The organism is Kitasatospora sp. NPDC048296 (assembly GCF_043201815.1).
GTDB lineage: Bacteria > Actinomycetota > Actinomycetes > Streptomycetales > Streptomycetaceae > Kitasatospora.
Genome location: NZ_JBICZB010000108.1, coordinates 1 through 18475 on the forward strand (window position 1 = coordinate 1; position 18475 = coordinate 18475).

An 18475-nucleotide genomic window follows, 5' to 3' on the forward strand; every position below is an offset into this window, starting at 1 on the left:
CAACATATCTGGCGTTGACTTTTGGCACGCTGTTGAGTTCTCAAGGAACGGACGCTTCCTTCGGACCGCCTTCCAGCGGGCCCTCCGGGCGCTTCATTCTTTCGTGTTTCCAGCTTATCAGATGTTTTCTGCTCCGTTTTCCGGGGCTTCATTCATCCAATTCACTGGTGTCTTTTGGGGTTTTGCGCCCCGTTCGACGTTTCAAACTCTAGCCGATCTCCGCTCCGAAAAGCGAATCAGCCGCAATCCGATAAAACGCGCACACCGAATAGGCACCGAGCCGCACCGCGAGAACGCGAGAACGACCGGCACGAACCGGAAAGGTGTTTCAGAGGATTGGCCGCCCCGGGACCGTCCGCGCCGATGCGTGTCCGGTGCTCCCTGCCGAGCGACTGGGCGACAGTACCCCTACCCGCCGCCCGACACAAATTGCAGGAGCGTCCACCGCTCCGGACCCGTATCAAGCCCGCGGGCGTCGACGGCCAGCCGGCGGCCCTGCTCCAGGAAGGCCGTGATGCCGAGGACACCACCGAGTTCACGGATCGTCCGGGTGGCACCGAACGGCGCGTTCCAGAACCCGCCCTGCCGCGGGGTGTGCGGGCCGACGTACGCGTACGGCTCCGGCTCGAACGCGTCGCCGAGTGAGACGCCGTAGTTCACCTCGTCGGCGCCAAGAGCGATGTCGAAGTGCTCGGGCCAGATGACCGGGTCCGCGTCCGGGAACAACCCGGCCAGCGCGGCGTCGCCGAGCGCGAAGCAGTGCGCGAGCCGGCGGGCGGCGGACGGGTCCACCTCGATCGCAGTGTCGGCAGTGGTGCCCGACCCGTCCTGGTACAGCCCGGTGGGCGCACCGACCGTCAGCCCGAGGCCCGCGCCGAGCGCGCTGCAGGTGGTCCGTTCGAGCACTCGCCGAGATGCTGCGCGATCATTGCTCGCTTTACAACGGGGCCCTGCAGGAGCGGCGGGATGCCTACCGGCACGTCTCCAAGACCTCGATCACGTACGGCGATCAGTCCGCGCAGCTCAAGGAGATCCGGGCATTCGACCCGGACCGTCAGGGGCGTTGGTCGTTCTCCAGCCAGCAGGCCACGCTGCGCCGTCTGGACAAGGCGTTCGCGGCGTTCTTCCGAAGGGCCAAGGCCGGAGAGACGCCCGGCCATCCCAGGTTCCGGGGCGTCAACTGGTTCGACACGGTGGACTTCCCAAAGGACGGCGACGGCTGCCGCTGGAACTCCACCCCGCACGACCCGGTGACCCGCGTCCGCTTCCAAGGTGTCGGGCACGTCAAGGTCCACCGGCACCGGCCGGTGGTCGGCAAGGTCAAGACCGTCAGCGTCAAGCGCGAGGGCAGGCGCTGGTACGTCGTCCTCACCGCGGAACAGGCCGCGCCCGAACCGCTGCCCGCGACCGGCAGCGCGGTCGGTATCGACATGGGCATAGCCAACTTCCTCGCCGACTCCAACGGCGGGTTCGTGCTCAACCCCCGCCACGGGGCCAAGGCCGCCGCGAAGCTCGAAGCCGTCCACCAAGCGCTCTCCCGGTGCCAGCGGCGCGGCAATCGCCGCCGCAAGGCTGTGCAGCGCGCCGCCGACCTGCACCGCAAGGTCCGCCGCCAACGCCTCGACCACGCCCACAAGAGCGCCCTCGACCTCGTGCGTCAGCACGACTTCATCGCGCACGAAGACCTCAAGATCCGCAACATGGTGCGTACCCCCGCACCCAGGCCGGACCCCGACCAGTCCGGCGCGTTCCTCCCGAACGGAGCCGCCGCGAAGGCCGGACTCAACCGCTCGGTCTCGGATGCCGGATGGGGGGTGTTCCTGGCGATCCTGCGCGCCAAGGCTGAAAGCGCCGGACGAGAAGTGATCGCCGTGGACCCCCGCAACACCTCCCGCGCATGCCCCGCCTGCGGGCACACCGCCAAGGAGAACCGGCCCACACAGGAGAGGTTCCACTGTCAGGAGTGCGGCCACCAGGCGCACGCCGACACAGTGGCAGCCATCAACGTTCTACGGGCCGGGCTGGTCCGTCGCGACGCCCGGAAGGGTTAGCGAGAAGCCCCCGGCCCCAGCCGGGGGAGGAGTCACGAGGCCATGGTCTCCCGACCGGGAGGCCCGCGCACGGTCCTGCGGTGGGACATGACGTTCGGGGATGTGCACGACTGCGAACGGGGTCCCCCGCAGGGGCCGACCAGGGCGCGGATCATCAGCTCCGCCTGCGCGCTCGGCGAAGTGGTCGCCGCCTGCAGCCTCCGCAACGGTGCGGAGTCCACCTCGGGCGGATCGGTGGCACCACGGCTGTCCTGGCCGCCGCCTCACAGGTGCCCGCCCGTCGACGGCCTGGGCCGACACCCCGCGTGGTGGCCGCCTGCGCCGGGCCCGATGGACGGGGCGCTCCGTCACAGGAACTGCTCGGCCCAGATGATCTTGCCTTCGGGGGTGTAGCGGACGCCCCAGCGTTCGGCGAGCTGGGCGACGAGGAACAGGCCGCGGCCGCCTTCGTCGTCCTCGACCGCGTAGCGCAGGTGCGGGGCGGTGCTGCTGGTGTCGGAGACCTCGCAGATCAGCGTGCGGTCGTACAGCAGCCGCACTCTGATCGGTTCGGTGGCGTAGCGGATGGCATTGGTCACCAACTCGCTGAGCACCAGTTCAGTGACGAAGGCGGCCTCGTCGAGTCCCCACTCGGCGAGCTGTCGGGTGGCATCGGCGCGAACCTGGGCCACGGCCTCCGGAGCCGAGGCCACCGCCCACTCGGCGATCCGATCGGGCTCCAGCACGCGGGTGCGGGCGACGAGGAGGGCGATGTCATCGGTCTGGCGGGCGGGCAGCAGGGCGTCGAGCACGGCCTCACAGATCTCCTGGGGCGATCGGCCGGGGCGGGTCAGGACGCTCGCGAGGACGTCCAGGCCGACACCGATGTCGCGGGTGCGGTCCTCGACGAGGCCGTCGGTGTAGAGGACCAGGCTGCTGTCCGACGGCAGTCGCACCTCCACGGCTTCGAAGGGCATCCCGCCCAGGCCGAGCGGCGGACCGGCGGGGAGAGCGAGGAGCTCCACCGTCCCGCCCGGGTGAACGACGGCGGGCGGGGGATGGCCCGCCCGGGCCATCGCGCAGGTGGCGGTGCTGGGGTCGTAGATCGCGTAGAGGCAGGTGGCGCCGGTGATCGCGGGTTCACCCCCGGCCGCGGCCGCCTCCTGGTCCATGTGGGCGACCAGTTCGTCCAGGTGCCCGAGGAGCTCGTCCGGCGGCAGGTCGAGGGTGGAGAAGTTCTGGACGGCGGTGCGCAGACGGCCCATGGTGGCGGCCGCGTGCACACCGTGGCCGACCACGTCGCCGACGACGAGCGCGACCCGGGCACCCGGCAACGGGATGACGTCGAACCAGTCGCCGCCGACCCCTGCCTGGGCGGGCAGGTAGCGGTAGGCGACGTCGAGGGCGCTCTGCTCGGGCAACGCGCGCGGCAGCAGGCTGTGCTGCAGGGTGACGGCCATGGTGTGCTCGCGGGTGAAGCGGCGGGCGTTGTCGATGGACACGGCGGCCCGAGCGGCCAGCTCTTCGGCCAGGGACAGCTCGTCGTCCTCGAACGGGCCCCGGTCCCGGCCGCGCCAGAAGCAGGCGATGCCCATCACCACACCCCGCGCCGTCAGCGGAACGGCGATCAGCGATGCCAGGCCGAAGTCCAGCACCGCCTGCGTCCGCTCGACGTCCTGCATGCGCCATCCGGCGTCGGTCGCCAGCTCTCGGACCAGCGCGGATCGCCCGCTGAGGAAGCCCAACGCCTGCGGGGTACTGCCGGCCCACCGGCCCAGCCGGCCCTGGGGGTACAACGGCGAATCGTCCCGGATGCCCGCGAGCGCCACCCGTCGCAGCTCCACCCTGGCACCGCCCGTCAGGGGCTGCGGCTCCTCGCCGAGCAGGACGTCTTCGGCGAGGTCGACAGTGGCGTAGTCGCAGAATCCCTGGGAGGCCATCTTGGCGAGTTCCTCGGCGGTGCGCCGGACGTCCAGGGTGGTGCCGATGGTCATGCTCGCGTCGTACAGCAACCTGAGCCGACCGCGGGCGACCTCGGCCTTCCCCGCCAGGGCGCGCAGCTCGGTGGAGTCACGCAGGGTGGTGACGCTGCCTGGGGGTCCTCCCCCGCTGTCGGTGGGGCGGTTGTTGACGGCCAGCAGCCGGTCGCCCACGGGGAGCACCTCGTCGGTGACCGCGCTGTCGGACAGCAGCAGTTCGGCCGTACGGGGGTCGAGGCCGAGGTCGGTGACGGCACGCCCCTCCGCGTCGGGGGGAAGGTCCAGGAGCCGGCGCGCCTCGTCGTTGGCCAGCAGGACCCGGCCGTCGCCGCTGACGATGGCCACGCCCTCGCGCACCGCGTGCAACACCGCGTCGTGGTGCTCGTACATCCTGGTCATCTCCTCCGGCCCCAGGCCATGGGTCTGCCGTAGGAGACGTCTGCCCACCAGCGCCGTTCCGGCCGTGGCCAGGCCCAGCGCGACGACGCCGGCGCCCAGGACGACCGGCAGCTGGCGGTCGATCGCGCTGCTGACGTTGGCGACCTTCATCCCGGCGGACACGATGCCCACGACCCCGCCTTGGGTGTCCTCCACCGGGACCACCACCTGGTACTCCAGGCCGAGTGGGCCGTGCACCTGCTCGACGGTGATCTGACCCTGCAGCGACGGCGCGATGGTGCCGACGAACTTCTTGCCGATCTGTTCCGGTTCGGGGTGGGTGTAGCGGATGCCGTTACGGTCGGTCACCACGATGAAGTCGACCTTGGCGTCCTTACGGGCTGCTTCGGTCAGCGGCTGCAGGACCTTGCTGGGATCGGGGCCCTGCATCGTCGCCACCAGTCCGGGGCTGTGGGCGAACGCCTCGGCCGCGGCGAGCGAACGGTCGCGCGCTGCCGCGAACCGGTCGCTGCGGGACTGGATCAGAAGCGCGACGACCGCCGCCACCACGAGCAGCAGCGCGATCGACACCTGCAGGAGGAACATCTGACCGGCGACGCTGCGGATGCTCAGCACCGACCGCAGACGCCGCACGGAAGGATCCCCCGGGACCGGGCGTGGATGCTGCCGCCCATGACGACCACTCGCTCGGTCCGGAGCCCGGGGGGCGGGGCCCGTGTCTCTCGCCATATCCCCATGATCCCGCCCCGGCACGAACCGGACACCGCAGACCGCGCATTCGCCCGAGCGCCCCCGGGTCCGCCGCGCCCGTCGGCCGCGGATTCGCTCCGTCCCTCCGCCCCGTCTCACCAGGGGACCGACCGGATCAGCAGCAGCGCGACGTCGTCGGTACGTTGCTCTCCGTGCCCGGCCCGGTCGACGAGCGCATCGGCCAGCCGGTCGAGCGGTTCGCCACCGTGGCGGGCCAGCGTGGCGATGAGATCGGCCAGCGCCTGGTCGAGGTCCGTACCGGGCGTGTCGATGAGGCCGTCGGTGTACAGGACCAGAGTGGTGCCGATCGGCAGGTCGACGCGGATCTGCGGGTAGTCGGCGGCGGGGTCGACGTTCAGCACCATGCCGGTGCGCGGTTCCAGTGCGCCCGCCCGACCGTCCGGGCCGTACCGCAGGGGCACGGGGTGGCCGGCGTCGGCCAGCCAGGCCTCGCGGCGGGCGAGGTCGACGCGCAGGTAGGCGCAGGTGGCCAGCAAGGCCGTGTCCAGGTCGGCCATCAGGCGGTTGGTGCGGGAGAGCACCGTGCTCGGATCGGCGTCGGCGGTGGCGAAGGCACGGACGGCGGTACGGACCTGGCCCATCAGCGCGGCGGCGTTGACGTTGTGGCCCTGGACGTCGCCGATCACGGCGGCCACGGTGTCGGGCCCGACCCGGATGAGGTCGTAGAAGTCGCCTCCGACATCCATGCCCTCGGTGCACGGCAGGTAGCGGGCACTGACCTCCAGGCTCTGGACGGCGGGCAGCGCACGGGGCAGCAGGCTCTCCTGGAGGCCCTGGGCGAGGACGAGCTTGGTGTCGTACAGCCGGGCACGGTCCAGGGCCTGGGCGATCAGTCCGCCGAGTGAGGTGAGGACGGCGCGTTCCTCCAGGTCGAAGTGGTGCGGCTCGGCGAACGCCAGCACGCAGGTGCCGATCAGCCTGCGCGAGGTCACCAGCGGCAGATAGGCCCAGGCGGCCATCCCGTCCTGCGTCTCGTGGCGGTCCGGGTAGAGCCGCTCCAGTTCCGCACGGGTCTCGAAGAACACCGGCACGGGATTGGTGGACGCCCGGACACCGGGTGTGGGCTCGGTCAGCGGGGTGCTGTCGAACTGGTCGACCAAGCCGGGCGGGTAGCCGCGATGGCCCGCGATGCGCAGTCGGCCGCCTTCGGGGATGAGCACCGCCACGGCCTGGCCGCCGAAAGCCGGCACGATCTGTTCGGAGACCATGCTCACCACGTCCTGCACGGTGACGGCCTCGGTCAGCGCGCTGGCGAGGTGGAGGAGGTGGTACAGCGCTCCGGGCCGCGTGTGCACCGCCCGCTGAGCCGGTGTTCCGGTGGGCCGGTCGCGGCGGGCGATGTCGGCCGGGACGATCCGCGCGGTGAGCCCGGACGGGTCCGGGAACAGCTCGAACGACAGCCACCGGTCCGGTGGCCGCAACGCGACGAAGGTGGCGGACTGCCCGCTCATCACCGCGGACCGGTAGTGGTACTCGTAGACCGGATCCCGCAGCCACGGCAGGACCGCCCACAGCCGCGCGCCCAGGAGGAGCTCGACCGGCACGCCCAGCAACTCGGCGGCGGCCGGCGTGACCGCGGCCAGCCTGCCGTCCAGATCGATGTCGCACACGCCCTCCGGGAGCCGTGCCGCCATCGCGGTGGGGGGCACGGCGGCACCGCTCTCGGCCACCTCGGGACGCGGGCCGGCCCGGACCGGTCGGCCTGCCCGGGCCGCGTCCGCCAGCACCTCGGCCAGGCGCGCGGCGAACTCTTCGAACCGGTCCCGTTCACCCCGCGACATCTCCGGGGGATGCGCGGCGGGCCAGAGCACGAAGACGGCCCCGTACCCGGTCCGCCGCGTGACGAGCGGAGCAGCCGCGAGGCGGAACGCGTACGGCATGGCGACCGCGACCCTCGGGTACCTGCGCGCCATGTCCTCCGTGCCGCCCACCCACACGACCCGGCCGCCGCGCACCGCCTCGGCCACCGGTACCGGTGCGGCGACGCCGATGCGCTGCCACGGCCTGGTGAACTGCCGGCCGGCCCCCAGTGTCACGGCCAGTTCGAGCACCTGCCGGTCCTCCGACAGCAGGTAGAGCCCACCGATGTGCGCGCCGAGTCGGGTCGGCGCCGATCGCAGGATCCGCGCCGCCTCGTCGAGGCCGTGGCCGGCCGGAGCCTCGGCGGCCTCGTGTCCGGTCCTCGGCGACCGATGCCACGGCACGCCCATCACGAGCACCCCATTCGAGCCGACCAGTGAACCCGTAGGCCTTCTCCCATAGTGGCTCGGCCCGCACCGTACGTCCCGTCGTTTCCGCCAGGGTCCGGCGTGATCGAGGCACCCCGATCAGTGCGTGGTGGCCGGCGGGATCCGTCACCGGACCTCGGGCCGGGACGGAGCCGATGCCGTTGGCCCGGAGTACGTCGAACCCGAACACCCCGAGTAACTGTCAAAGATCTCGCCCGCGCGGCAATCGGCGCGGCTAGCATCACCCCGTGACCTCGAACGATCTTTCGCCGGACCTGCCGGTCTGGCCGGGCTTGAACGTGCGGCGGCGCAACGCCACCTACGTCTGCGCCGCGCTGTTCGTGGCCGCCGGCCTGCTCGCGGGCGATGTGATCAGCGCGATTCCCGGCGGGCTCAGCTTCCTGGGTGGGGCCGTGCTCTGGGGTGGTGCGCTCTTCGCTGTGAACCAGACCACCGATGGTGACTACACCGACAGTTACGACCAGCCCATCGAGCCGGGCGCGCTCTTCTGGGGAGCTGCCACCGGCGGGCTGCTGGGACTGTCCGTCGCGCACGTGCCGGCGACCCTGTGGGCGCTCGTCCCGCTTCCGTTCACCGCGCTGTTCTCGTTCCTGCTCGGCAGGGCGACCTGGCAGGCCCGGCAGCGGTCGATCGCGGACAAGCGCCGGGCCGCCCGGCGAACCCGACGGCTGGCCGAGGACGGCGAGGTGGTGCGGGGCGTCATCACCGACCTCACGAGTTCCGGTACGAGCTACAGCGGCGGCGCGTGGGTGCGACTCACCATCCGCTACACCGCCTCCGACGGGGTCGAGTACACCGAGACGGTCAGCAAGACCATCCCGCTCGTCGACCTGCCTCGGCGCGGCGGCGGTGTGACTGTTCGTCATCTGCCGGAGAATCCGCGCGACTTCGAGGTCGAGGTGGACCGCGAAGGGGTGCCCGTGGACGGCGCACCCGTCGACACGTCGACGCTGGTCGGGGAGCTGGAGCGCCTGGCGGTCCTGCGCGACAGCGGGCATCTGAGCGGCGAGGAGTTCGCCTGGGCGAAGGCCCGGCTGCTGAGCGGCAAGGACTGACGAGCCGGCCCTCGGTGTGCGGCGCTGCGGTTGATCCCGCAGGGGTATCGACGCCCGATTCTGGACCACGGCGTCCGACGTCTCGCCCGCGGCTCCCGTGATGCGGGGGGAGATCTTCGGACCGCTCCTGCCGGTCATCACCGCGCCCGGCCTCGACACGGCGATCGCCTTCATCAACCCTCGGCTACGGCCCGGCCGGGCTCTCCGCCGTTCGGCGGAGGCCGCACCCCCCGAACGGCGGGTGGCAATTCCGGCATCTGTTCCACAATCAGGCGGGCGCACCTGAAATGTCTTGCATTCAACTAAAAAGACGTGGCCGAATCCCGCCGTTCAGTGCGGAACATCCATCGATCCGCCCGTCGTGAGATGTACCTCACCATTCCGTTCCCGCCGCCCCCGAACAGTCGCTTGATGGAGCCTCAGATCACTGCCCTGCCGACCCCACACGGGGTCCAGGCTTGAATCCGAAGGCATACAGAGGTGCTAGCCTGTGTTTTGGGCGAACAGGAGGCCAGGTACTCCTCACTTCACGCAAGTTGACCCGTGATCAGCGGCTATCCGGAACCTTCGGCGCCGCAGCCCGGCCCTACTGATCCAACGGCCCGAAAGTGTCGCGGCGGAATCCGAATTCCGCAGACCTCCGGATCGCCGATCGCCATCGACCGATTGGGCGAGGTCGTGCGCCACGCGCCCCTCGCATGCCTCAAAGCAGGAATTGATGCCCGTTCAACCGACAGCCGAACTCATACGCTTCGTGCGCCGCAATTCACCCTTCTATGCGGAGCTGTACGCCGGTCTACCCGACCGGACGGCGAAGTTGACCGATCTTCCGGTCGTCCCGCAGGCCGAGTTCTGGCAGGCGAACACGCCTCGCGGCAACCGGCTGCTGACCGGGCCGCTGGAGGAGGCGGTGGTCTTCAAGAGCGGTGGCACCACCGGCTCGCCGAAGTTCTCGTTCTACAGCCGGGAGGAGTGGCGGGAGTTCACCACCTCGTTCGGCGCCGGGCTGGTCGATGCCGGACTGCGCCCGGGACACCGGGTCGCCGATCTCTTCTACGCGGGCGACCTGTACGCCAGCTACACCTTCATCCTCGACTCGCTGCACCGCTCGCCCGTCGCCAACGTCCGGCTGCCGATCGGCGGAGCGGCGCCGCTGGAGTCGACCGCGCAGACCCTGGAGCAGTTCGAGGCCGAGGTGGTGGCCGGCACCCCGACGACGCTGTGCGCGCTCGCTGATCACCTGCTCGCCTCCGGTCGCGAACTCCCGCACGTGGAGCTGCTGTTGTTCGGCGGCGAGGGCCTCTACCAGGACCAGCAGCCACTGCTCGCCAAGGTGTTCCCCAACGCCCGCGTCTCCTCGATCGGTTACGCCGCCGTCGACGCCGGGCTGCTCGGCCGGCCGGTGCCGGGACCGGACACCCGGGTGCACCGGGTGTTCGCTCCGGAGACGGTGGTGGAGATCCTCGACGACCTCACCGGCGAGCCGATCGCCGGTGAGGGCGTGCCGGGCCGGGTCGTGGTGACCGACCTGCGGCGACGGCTGATGCCCGTACTGCGCTACCCCGTCGGCGACCGCGCGGAGTGGACCGACGTCGCCGCCGGACGGTTCCGCATCCTCGGCCGGGCCCAGGAGGGCGTCCGGGTGGGGCCGGTGTCGCTGTACACCCAGGACGTGCTCGACCTCGTCCGGACCGCCGACCCGGCCGGCCGGGTGACCGGCGTGCAGCTGGTGGTGCGCCGCTGGGACGGCCGGGACGGGCTGGTGCTGCGCCTGGCCTGCGACGGGAACCCCACCGGGCTCCCCGAGCTGGCCGCCGCCGTCGAGGCCGGGATCCACACGGCGCGGCCGCTGTACCCGGAGGCGGTCGGCGCCGGGTACGTCCACCCGCTGTCCGTCGAGTGGGTGCGCCAGCACGAGCTCACCGTCAACGCGCGGACCGGCAAGCTGATCCGCGTCCTCGACGAACGGCCGCACTCGTGACGGCCACCGGGACGGCCACCGGGACGGCCGCCGGGACGGCCACGCACCGCCTGCCGCTCGTCCTTCGCAACCGGCGGTTCGGCGCCGTGTGGGCCGCGCAGGTACTCGTCCAGGCCGCCGGACGGATGTTCCAGGTCGGCGCGGTGTGGTGGCTGGTGGGCTACGCCGCCGGCCCGGACCGCGGCCTCGCGTCCGGCGCCTTCCTCGCCGTCAGCACCCTGCCCGCGGTCGCGCTGGCGCCGCTGGTGGCCAGGCTCATCGCCCGCCACCCGCACCGGACGGTGCTGGGTGCCTCGGCCGCCGTCGCCGGTCTGGTCGCCCTCGGCGCGGCCGGCTGGACGTACGCCGCGACGCCGCCGATGGCCGTCGCGTACGGTGCCGCGCTGCTGCTGGCCGGCTGCCAGGCGGTCTTCGACCCCTGCCTGACCACGTCCGTTCCCGAACTGGTCGAGGACGCCGACATCGAGACCGCGACCGGGTTCGAGCTCGGCACGCAGTCGCTGGCCGGGCTCGCCGGCGGGCTGCTGGGCCCGCTGGTGGTCGACATCGCGGGCCTGGCCGGCGTCGTCGCCGGGTGCGCCGGTGCCTACCTGCTGGCGGCCTCGCTGATCGGCGCGACCCGGTTCCCGGCCCCGGGCTCACCGGCCACGGGCAGCGACGCACCCGCCCGAACGCGGCCACTGCGCCAGATCCTGTCCGAACTGCCTTTCATCCGGCGGGTGTTGCTCTGCTTCACCGCGGCCAACGTGTTCACCACGGCGGTGTTCGTCGTGATGCCGCTGTACACCCGGACGGTGCTGCACGCCGACGGCTCGACCGTCGCCGCCCTGGAGGCGGCCCTCGGCGCCGGCACGCTGGTGGGCTCGTTCACCGGCGGCCGCCTCCCGGGCGCGCCCACCGCGGTCGGGGCCGGCTGCCTGGTCCTGATGGCCGCCGCGCTCGGTCTGCCCGGCCTCGCCGCCGGCCAGGCCGCGGCGGTCGGATCGATGGCGGTCGCCGGCTGGTGCGTGGGCGTGATCGGTGTGCGGTTCGTGGCGCTGTTCCAGCGGCTGGTGCCGGCCGAGGACCGGCCCGGCTTCTTCGCGGTGATGCAGGCGCTGCTGGGGGCGACCTTCCCGGTGTCGTCGCTGGTCTTCGGCCTGCTCGGCGACCACCTCCCGGCGCGGACGCTGTGCCTGGTCCAGGCCCTCGGCGTGCTGCCGGTCGCGGCGGCGCTGTGGTGGACCGGCCGGCGCGAGCCGAACGGCTCGGAGCCTGCGGCAGCCCCGCAGGAGGACCCGGCCCCGGCCGCTCAGCCGATCGGGGACGTGCGATGACCGTGACGATCGCTCCCGCGGCCCCGCAGGACGTCGCGCAGCTGCGCCAGCTCTACTTCGACGTCTACGGCCACGGCTATCCGGTCGCGCTCGGCAGCGACCCCGAGGAGATGCGCCGTCTGATCGCCGACCCGCACACCCACTGGCTGACCGCGCGTCACGAAGGCGCCGGCCACCTGGCCGGGTCGGTGGCGGTGCAGACCGACCCCGGCAGCCGGATCGGCAAGCTGGTGGGCCTGGCGGTCCACCCGGAGCAGCGGGGCGGCGGGCTGGCCGGACGGCTGACCGCCGAAGTGTGCGGGGACGCCTTCGCGACCGGCGCCCTGGACTCGATCTACGCGACCGTCCGGGTGGTCACCCCCGGCCCGCAGCAGGTCTTCGCCCGCAACGGCTTCCAGGCCCTCGGCCTGCTGCCGAACGCCGTCGAGGTGGCCGGGTGCGAGAGCCTCGCGCTGTTCGCCCGACACGCCGACGGCGTCCTGGCCCGGCGGGAGAGCGTCGACCTGGTGCCGAGCTCCCTGCTGCCGCTACTGGAGGCGGCCCGGCAGAGCACCGGCCTCGACTACGGCCACCCGCGTCCGTTGGACGTCCCCGCCCTGCCCGCCGGGCAGACCGCGCCGGTGACCGCGCCGATGGAGCTGATCACCGCACGCGGCTTCGTCCGCCGCCGGTTCCTGGAGCTCTTCCCCGACCCGGGAGAGCGGTTCTTCCCGCTGCACGTCCCGAACGCCGTCCTCACCCCGCCGGACGGCGCGTTCGAGGCGTACGCCGACCTGGACCCGGTCGCGGCGAGCTGCTCGCTGGTCGCCGTGCACCCGTCCCCGGCGGCCGTCACGGGGGCGCTGGAGCCGCTGATGGCGGCCGTCACCCGCGCGGGCGCCGACTACGTCGAGACGCTGCTGCCGCTGGCCGACACCGCCGGGCTCGGTGCCTTCCTGGCCGCCGGGTTCATCCCCAGCGCCGTCTACCCGGCGATGCGCCGGATCGGCGACCGGTTCCACGACTACGTGGTGCTGTCCCGGACCAGCCGTCAGATCGACTTCAGGACCACGGCCGTCAGCGGCCTGCTCCAGCCGTACCTGCTGGCCTACCTGACCGCCTGGACCTCGACCTACCTACCCCTTCCCGAGGTTGCCCCGTGACTGTCCATCCCGTGAATGCCCATCTCGCGCCGGTCGAGGTTCCCGACCCCACCGCGCTCCCGCACGTACAGCAGCTGTGCGACCTGATCTCCCCGTACGCGGCCGGGCCCGAGGCCGACGCCCTGTTCGCCGCCGCGATGACCGAGACCAACGCGTGGCACGCGCAGCGCTCACCGTTCCTCCGCTCGCTGCTGGACGGCCCGGCGGAGACCCCGGCGCCGACGGTCGGCGAGGGGATCCGCACGCCCCTGGTGCACGCCAACTTCTTCAAACGGCACGAGGTGCTCTCCATCCCACGGGAGGAGGTGTTCCTCCACCTCACCTCCTCCGGCACCACCGGCCAGAAGTCGCAGATGTTCTTCGACACCTGGACGATCCGCTCCGCGCAGCGCATGGTGGCCCGCATCTTCGACCACTACGGCTGGATCACGCCCGACCAGGCCGTCAACTACCTGCTGTACAGCTACGAGCCCGCCCCGCAGCTGAAGCTCGGTACCTCGTTCACCGACAACTACCTCTGCGACTTCGCGCCGGCGAACCACACCACGCACGCGCTGCGGCACACCGGCAGCGGCCACGAGTTCGACGTCCACGGCTGCATCGAGGCGCTGCGGCGGTACGCCGAGGACGGGCTGCCGGTACGGATCCTCGGCTTCCCCGCGTTCCTGCACTTCACCCTGGAGCGGATGCGGGCCCTCGGCCTGCCGCCGCTCCAGCTGCCGGCCGGCTCCCTGGTGCTGCTCGGCGGCGGCTGGAAGGGACACACCGACAAGCAGATCGGCAAGGACCGGTTCTACGCCGAGGTCACGGAGCAGCTGGGCATCCCCTCGGAGCGGATCCGCGACACCTTCGGCTCGGTCGAGCACTGCGTGCCGTACATCGAGTGCGGGCACCACCGTCTGCACGTCCCGGTCTGGTCACGGGCGGCCGTGCGCGACACCCGCACCCTGGAGCCGCTGCCGTACGGCGAACGCGGCTTCCTCCACCTGGTCTCCCCGTACATCACCTCGGTGCCGGCGCAGAGCGTCGTCATGGGCGACCTCGCCTCGCTGCACCCCGGGCAGGAGTGCCCCTGCCCCCTGCCCACGCCGTGGTTCACCGTCCACGGCCGCGCCGGGGTCAGCCGCAACCGCAACTGCGCGGCGGCCGCCGCCGAACTCCTGAAGGGACTGTCGTGACCACCGGACCCCACTTCTGGCAGGGCTCGTTCATCGACGACGAGGAGGCCGCCCGCCGGCTCGCCGAGCTCCCGGAGCTCGCCGCCCGCACCCTCGCCGAACCCCTGTCCACCGAGCTGGTGCTGAGCGCCTGCCAGCGCCTCGCCGACGCCCTCGACACGCCGGGCGGCCCCGTCCGCGCCCATCTGCTCGCCGAACTCACCGGTGGCGGCTCCGACCCGGACGGGGCGTCGGCGACCCTCGCCGAGATCGCCGACGCGATCTCCCGCCCGGCCCTGGAGCGAAAGCTCCGGCGCGAACTCGGCGGACTGCGCCCCGAGCGCCTCACCCGGCCCGACGCGCGGGAGACCACCTTCGAGGCCTGGGCGCCGGTCGGGCTGCTGGTCCACATCGCCCCGGGCAACGCGGCCGCCGTCGCTCCGCTCAGCGTCATCGAGGGCCTGCTCACCGGAAACCTCAACGTGCTGAAGACCAGCAGCGGCGACACGCTGCTCGCCCAGCACCTGCTCGCCGAGCTGGCCGCCGCCGACCCGACCGGTGCCCTGGCCCGCCGGATCGTCGTGCTGCGCTTCTCCTCCGCGCGCACCGAGTGGCTACGGCTGCTGTGCGAGCCCGCCGACGCGGTGGCGGTCTGGGGCGGCGAGGACGCCGTCCGCTCGGTCGCCGAGCTGGTCCCGGCCGGGTGCCGACTGGTCGAGTGGGGGCACCGGATCTCCTTCGCCTACCTGACCCGCGACGCCTGGTCGGACGGGGTGACGCTGGACGCGCTCGCCGCCGATGTCTGCCGCTTCGAGCAGCAGGCCTGCTCCAGCCCCCAGGTGATCTACCTCGACACCGAGGACGACGGTGAGGTCTTCTCCTTCGCCGAGCGCTTCGCGGCCCACCTCGCCGACGCCTCCGCCAAGCTTCCCCGGCCCGAACTCGACCCGGCCGAGCACGCCGAGATCACCACCACCGAACTGGTCACCCGGCTGGAGGAACACCTCGGCCTCACCCGGCTCTTCGCCGCCGAGGACGGCTCCTGGCGCGTCCTCGCCGACACCCGCTCCGCCCTGGCCGCCTCGCCGCTCCACCGCAGCGTCTGGGTCAAGCCGCTTCCCCGCACCTCCGTCATGACCGTGCTGCGCCCGATGCGCCGCTACCTGCAGACCGCCGCGATCGGCGGCAGCCGTGCCGACATCGCCCGGCTGTCGCAGGCGGTGGTCGCCGCCGGTGTGCTGCGGGTCACCCCGGTCGGCGGGATGCTCGACAGCTACCACGGCGAACCCCACGACGGTGTCTACGCGCTCCAGCGCTACAGCCGCCGCGTCGGCGTCCGCGTGGACGAGGCCTTCGCCACCACCGCCTGCCTCGACGACCTGGCGGCCCCGGCCGTCGTCCCCGCCGCGCCGAGCGGTCCGTTGCTGGACAAGTCCGGCGTGCAGGAGCAGCTGCGCACACTCGCGCCGGTCCACGCCCACCTCTACTTCCGCAGCGGTGGCAGCACCGGGGCCCCGGCCCTGTCGGTGTTCACCAACGCCGACTACGACACCCAGATGCGGGCCGCCGCCGACGGCCTGCTCGCCGCCGGGTTCGATCCGGCCCGGGACCGCGCCGCCAACCTGTTCTACTGCGGCGGTATGTACGGAAGCTTCATCAGCTTCTTCTCGATCCTGGAGCGCCTCAACGCCAGCCAGCTCCCGATCGCCGCCGGCCCCGACCACGCCGCCACCGCCGAGGCGCTGGTGACGTACGGCGCGGACACCGTGTTCGGCATGCCCTCCTACCTCTGGCAGCTGTTCCACTCCCAGAGCACCGTGCTGCGCGCGTACGGCGGGATCCGCAAGGTGTTCTACGGCGGCGAGCACTTCACGGCGGAACAGCGCCGGGTGCTCACCGAGGAGTTCGGCGTCGAACTGATCCGCTCGGCGGCGTACGGCAGCACCGACCTGGGGCCGCTCGGCTACCAGTGCACCCACGCCGAGGGCTCGGTCCACCACGTCCTGACCGACCTGCACACCCTGGAGATCCTGGACCCGGAGGCCGACCGCCCGGTGGCCGCCGGGCAACCGGGCCGTCTGGTCTTCACCAGCCGCACCCGGGCCGGGCAGCGCCTGGAGCGGTACCAGATCGGCGACCTCGGCCGCGCGGTCGAGGGCGTCTGCCCCTGCGGCAGCCACACCCCGCGGATCGAACTCCTCGGCCGGTACGGGGACGTCGTCCGGGTCGGCACGTACTTCCTCAACGTCCGGCGCTTCATCGCGGTGGCGGAGGAGGACCTCGGCTACCGCGGCGAGCTGCAGCTGATCCTGGACACCGGTGACGGCCGGGAGCGGGTCACCGTCCGGCTCGACGAGCGGTACGCCCCGGCCGCGACGGCGGCCCGCGCCGCCTTCCTGACCGCCATCCCCGAGCTGGGTTCCGCCGTGGCCGAGGGGCTGCTCACCTGCACGGTCGACACGGTCGGCACCGCCGCCTTCGAGCGGACGCCCACCAGCGGCAAGCTGCGGACGGTGATCGACCGGCGGCAGATCACGGAGTGACACCGTCGGCGCCGGGGGCCCGGGACACCAGGCCCCCGGCCGAGCGCCGGCGGGCCGCGCGCCGCGAGGCGCTCGACACCGTGCTGAACGCGATCGCGCAGTCCGACTGGGCGCAGCACCTGGTCCTGCGCGGCGTGGTCCCGCTGCGGGCCTGGTACGGGGAGGACGCGCGGGAACCCCACGAACTCGACGGGCCGAGTGGCTCGGCCCGCACGTCGAGTCGATGCGGCCGGTCCTGGCGGAGAACGGGATGGAACGCGGGCAACTGCTCCTCGCGGTCAGGGGCATGACCATGGAGAACATCCTGGTCACCACCCGCGAGCTGCTCGGCTGCGACCTTGCCGAGGCTCACCGGGCGATGCACACCCACCGCGGCCACTTCGCCGTCGTCCTCGGGGAGCCGACGGCAGCTCTCTGACTGGACCTCCCGGGCCGGGACCGCGATCATGCCGACATGTCGATCACCGTATCCGTGCCGTGCCCGGGGTGCTCACACTTCGCCCGACCCGCCTGGTCGGCGAGTCCTGAACCGCGCTGGGCCACGCTGGCAGGTACAGCGTGTGTGGAGTGGGCGAACGGCGCTCCTCCAGGCCTGCCGTTGGGAGCGAGTGAGCCATTCGCCGTATCCGAGTCGCTGCCGCTGCCCGGCGAGGAGCGCGTGGTCAGGATACGCGGCCCCTTCCTCACCGACGGACGGCCCCGTTCTGGGTATTCTTCGCACCTGCTCTCGCGGCGCTGAACGGGCTGGACGAGTATCCGGAACTGATGCGGGACTGCGCGATGGCTGCCTGTATGCCCCTTGCCGTGCTCGCCCAGGGAAACGGGTACGCCTGGCTGCGAGTCCGGGTGGAGGAAGTCGCCGAAGCGGTCGAGGCCGCCGGCAGATTCCCGCCCTCGAGCGCCGGGTTGTTGGAAGACCTGCTCCCTCCCGCCGGAGTCAGGGTGACATCCAGTCAAGCCGCCTGGGGCAGCCTGCGCTACTACGACTGGTCGATCCAGAGCAACATCGGGCGCTGGGCGGTGTGCACTGACGATGAGCACGGCATGGCAGTCCTGCTCTACGGGGAGTGGACCTTCGATCAGGACGATGTCGCTCCAGGCCATCGTCCGCTCTCCCCGTCCGAGACCGCCCTGCTGCGGGCGGCTTGGCCCAGCCCCGGGCACAGCGGGTGATCCACGGCCCGAGGGAAAAGAGCGCGGCTTCGGTGCAGCCCGGTTGGAGTTGGGCGTAGGTTGCCACGGCTGCTCCGTCGCCGGAGCTGACCGCGTCGATGCCCGTGACCAGCGCCGAGAACCCGACCAAGGCACCCTCGACATGGCCGCCCTCCGACCCGACCAGAACGTCACCGACTGGTCTGCCCGGGCTCAGCGGCGGCCCGTACGGCGGCACGGTGCAGATCAGCCGCTGGTGACTGGCGTCAGGCGTTGGCGGGGGCAGGGGGCAGGGGGAGCCGGGCGGCGAGGAACAGATCGCCGGACTCCCTGCGCCGTCGCGGCCGCAGCACACCGACGGACCGACACCCGACCGACGAACACGCGAGCCACCGGGCGACGGAACACCCCCAGGGGAGGTGCCCGGTGCCTCGTGCTCCCCGACCACGCCCAACTCATATTCGCGACCTCGCAATTTGATCACATTCCCCCCACCCGCCAGCCGACTTGACCAACAACCACTACCTGTCAGTAGCCAATTCACAAATCATTCACTCGATTCCGCTTGCGATCCCGATTTGCACTGTGTGCAGAATGAGGCGCTTTTTGGGGCTCTTCTGACGTACCTGTGGGTGTGATCACGCGGGTTGGCGGCCGGGCAGGGTGGGTCGGTTGCCGCCGAGGCAGAGCATGACGAGGGC

13 protein-coding genes are annotated in these 18475 nt (G+C 72.0%); 10 read left to right on the forward strand and 3 right to left on the reverse strand.

What is annotated here, in order from left to right; genetic code table 11:
* Nucleotides 1-408: 408 nt before the first annotated feature.
* Nucleotides 409-906 carry a hypothetical protein gene (locus tag ACGF12_RS35700; RefSeq protein WP_393039824.1) on the reverse strand — a complete coding sequence of 166 codons (498 nt, stop codon included), beginning with the start codon at nt 904-906 and terminating at the stop codon, nt 409-411.
* 8 nt (nt 907-914) lie between these two features.
* On the opposite strand from ACGF12_RS35700, the gene ACGF12_RS35705 reads away from it, so the two are divergent.
* Nucleotides 915-2051, forward strand: a complete 1137-nt coding sequence (locus ACGF12_RS35705; protein WP_393039827.1) for an RNA-guided endonuclease InsQ/TnpB family protein — start codon at nt 915-917, stop codon at nt 2049-2051.
* A gap of 347 nt (nt 2052-2398) precedes the next feature.
* Here the strand turns inward: ACGF12_RS35705 and ACGF12_RS35710 are convergent, their stop codons facing one another.
* Together ACGF12_RS35710 and ACGF12_RS35715 are read right to left on the reverse strand one after the other, a co-directional pair.
* Complete coding sequence (locus ACGF12_RS35710) at nt 2399-5137, reverse strand: SpoIIE family protein phosphatase (RefSeq protein ID WP_393039830.1); 2739 nt, start codon at nt 5135-5137, stop codon at nt 2399-2401.
* A 116-nt stretch (nt 5138-5253) separates the two neighbouring features.
* On the reverse strand, nt 5254-7389 hold the full coding sequence (locus ACGF12_RS35715; protein ID WP_393039833.1) for a SpoIIE family protein phosphatase: 2136 nt from the start codon (nt 7387-7389) through the stop codon (nt 5254-5256).
* Nucleotides 7390-7655: 266 nt separating this feature from the next.
* Here ACGF12_RS35715 and ACGF12_RS35720 point away from each other — a divergent pair, with 266 nt between their 5' ends.
* The 9 genes from ACGF12_RS35720 to ACGF12_RS35760 all read left to right on the forward strand — a co-directional run bounded on the left by ACGF12_RS35720 (nt 7656) and on the right by ACGF12_RS35760 (nt 18034).
* Complete coding sequence (locus ACGF12_RS35720; protein ID WP_393039836.1) at nt 7656-8483, forward strand: DUF3592 domain-containing protein; 828 nt, start codon at nt 7656-7658, stop codon at nt 8481-8483.
* A 718-nt stretch (nt 8484-9201) separates the two neighbouring features.
* The gene (locus ACGF12_RS35725; protein ID WP_393039839.1) at nt 9202-10464 is read left to right on the forward strand and encodes a phenylacetate--CoA ligase family protein; all 1263 of its coding nucleotides are present in this window, start codon (nt 9202-9204) and stop codon (nt 10462-10464) included.
* A complete protein-coding gene (locus tag ACGF12_RS35730) occupies nt 10461-11780 on the forward strand; it encodes an MFS transporter (protein WP_393039842.1) in 1320 nt (439 codons plus the stop codon). Before ACGF12_RS35725 ends, ACGF12_RS35730 begins: the two co-directional genes overlap by 4 nt.
* Nucleotides 11777-12922, forward strand: a complete 1146-nt coding sequence (locus ACGF12_RS35735; protein WP_393039845.1) for a GNAT family N-acetyltransferase — start codon at nt 11777-11779, stop codon at nt 12920-12922. Before ACGF12_RS35730 ends, ACGF12_RS35735 begins: the two co-directional genes overlap by 4 nt.
* Before the next feature lie 11 nt (nt 12923-12933).
* Nucleotides 12934-14100 (forward strand): acyl-protein synthase, encoded by a 1167-nt coding sequence (locus ACGF12_RS35740; protein WP_393039848.1) that lies wholly within the window; start codon nt 12934-12936, stop codon nt 14098-14100.
* Nucleotides 14097-16622 (forward strand): acyl-CoA reductase, encoded by a 2526-nt coding sequence (locus tag ACGF12_RS35745; protein WP_393039851.1) that lies wholly within the window; start codon nt 14097-14099, stop codon nt 16620-16622. The genes ACGF12_RS35740 and ACGF12_RS35745 overlap by 4 nt, the downstream gene beginning before the upstream one ends.
* Before the next feature lie 250 nt (nt 16623-16872).
* Nucleotides 16873-17040, forward strand: coding sequence for a hypothetical protein (locus tag ACGF12_RS35750; RefSeq protein ID WP_393039854.1), 168 nt, complete (start codon nt 16873-16875; stop codon nt 17038-17040).
* A 524-nt stretch (nt 17041-17564) separates the two neighbouring features.
* Nucleotides 17565-17795 (forward strand): hypothetical protein, encoded by a 231-nt coding sequence (locus ACGF12_RS35755; protein ID WP_393039856.1) that lies wholly within the window; start codon nt 17565-17567, stop codon nt 17793-17795.
* Nucleotides 17796-17893: 98 nt separating this feature from the next.
* The gene (locus tag ACGF12_RS35760) at nt 17894-18034 is read left to right on the forward strand and encodes a hypothetical protein (protein WP_393039859.1); all 141 of its coding nucleotides are present in this window, start codon (nt 17894-17896) and stop codon (nt 18032-18034) included.
* The last annotated feature ends 441 nt before the right edge of the window (nt 18035-18475 follow it).

Excerpts from the sequence above, each read along its gene's own strand:
- ACGF12_RS35760 (WP_393039859.1), top strand. The coding sequence starts at position 17,894 with ATGCCCGTGACCAGCGCCGAGAACCCGACCAAGGCACCCTCGACATGG.
- ACGF12_RS35725 (WP_393039839.1), top strand. The coding sequence starts at position 9,202 with ATGCCCGTTCAACCGACAGCCGAACTCATACGCTTCGTGCGCCGCAAT.
- ACGF12_RS35750 (WP_393039854.1), top strand. The coding sequence starts at position 16,873 with ATGGAACGCGGGCAACTGCTCCTCGCGGTCAGGGGCATGACCATGGAG.
- ACGF12_RS35715 (WP_393039833.1), bottom strand. The coding sequence starts at position 7,389 with ATGGGCGTGCCGTGGCATCGGTCGCCGAGGACCGGACACGAGGCCGCC.
- ACGF12_RS35710 (WP_393039830.1), bottom strand. The coding sequence starts at position 5,137 with ATGGCGAGAGACACGGGCCCCGCCCCCCGGGCTCCGGACCGAGCGAGT.
- ACGF12_RS35735 (WP_393039845.1), top strand. The coding sequence starts at position 11,777 with ATGACCGTGACGATCGCTCCCGCGGCCCCGCAGGACGTCGCGCAGCTG.
- ACGF12_RS35705 (WP_393039827.1), top strand. The coding sequence starts at position 915 with ATGCTGCGCGATCATTGCTCGCTTTACAACGGGGCCCTGCAGGAGCGG.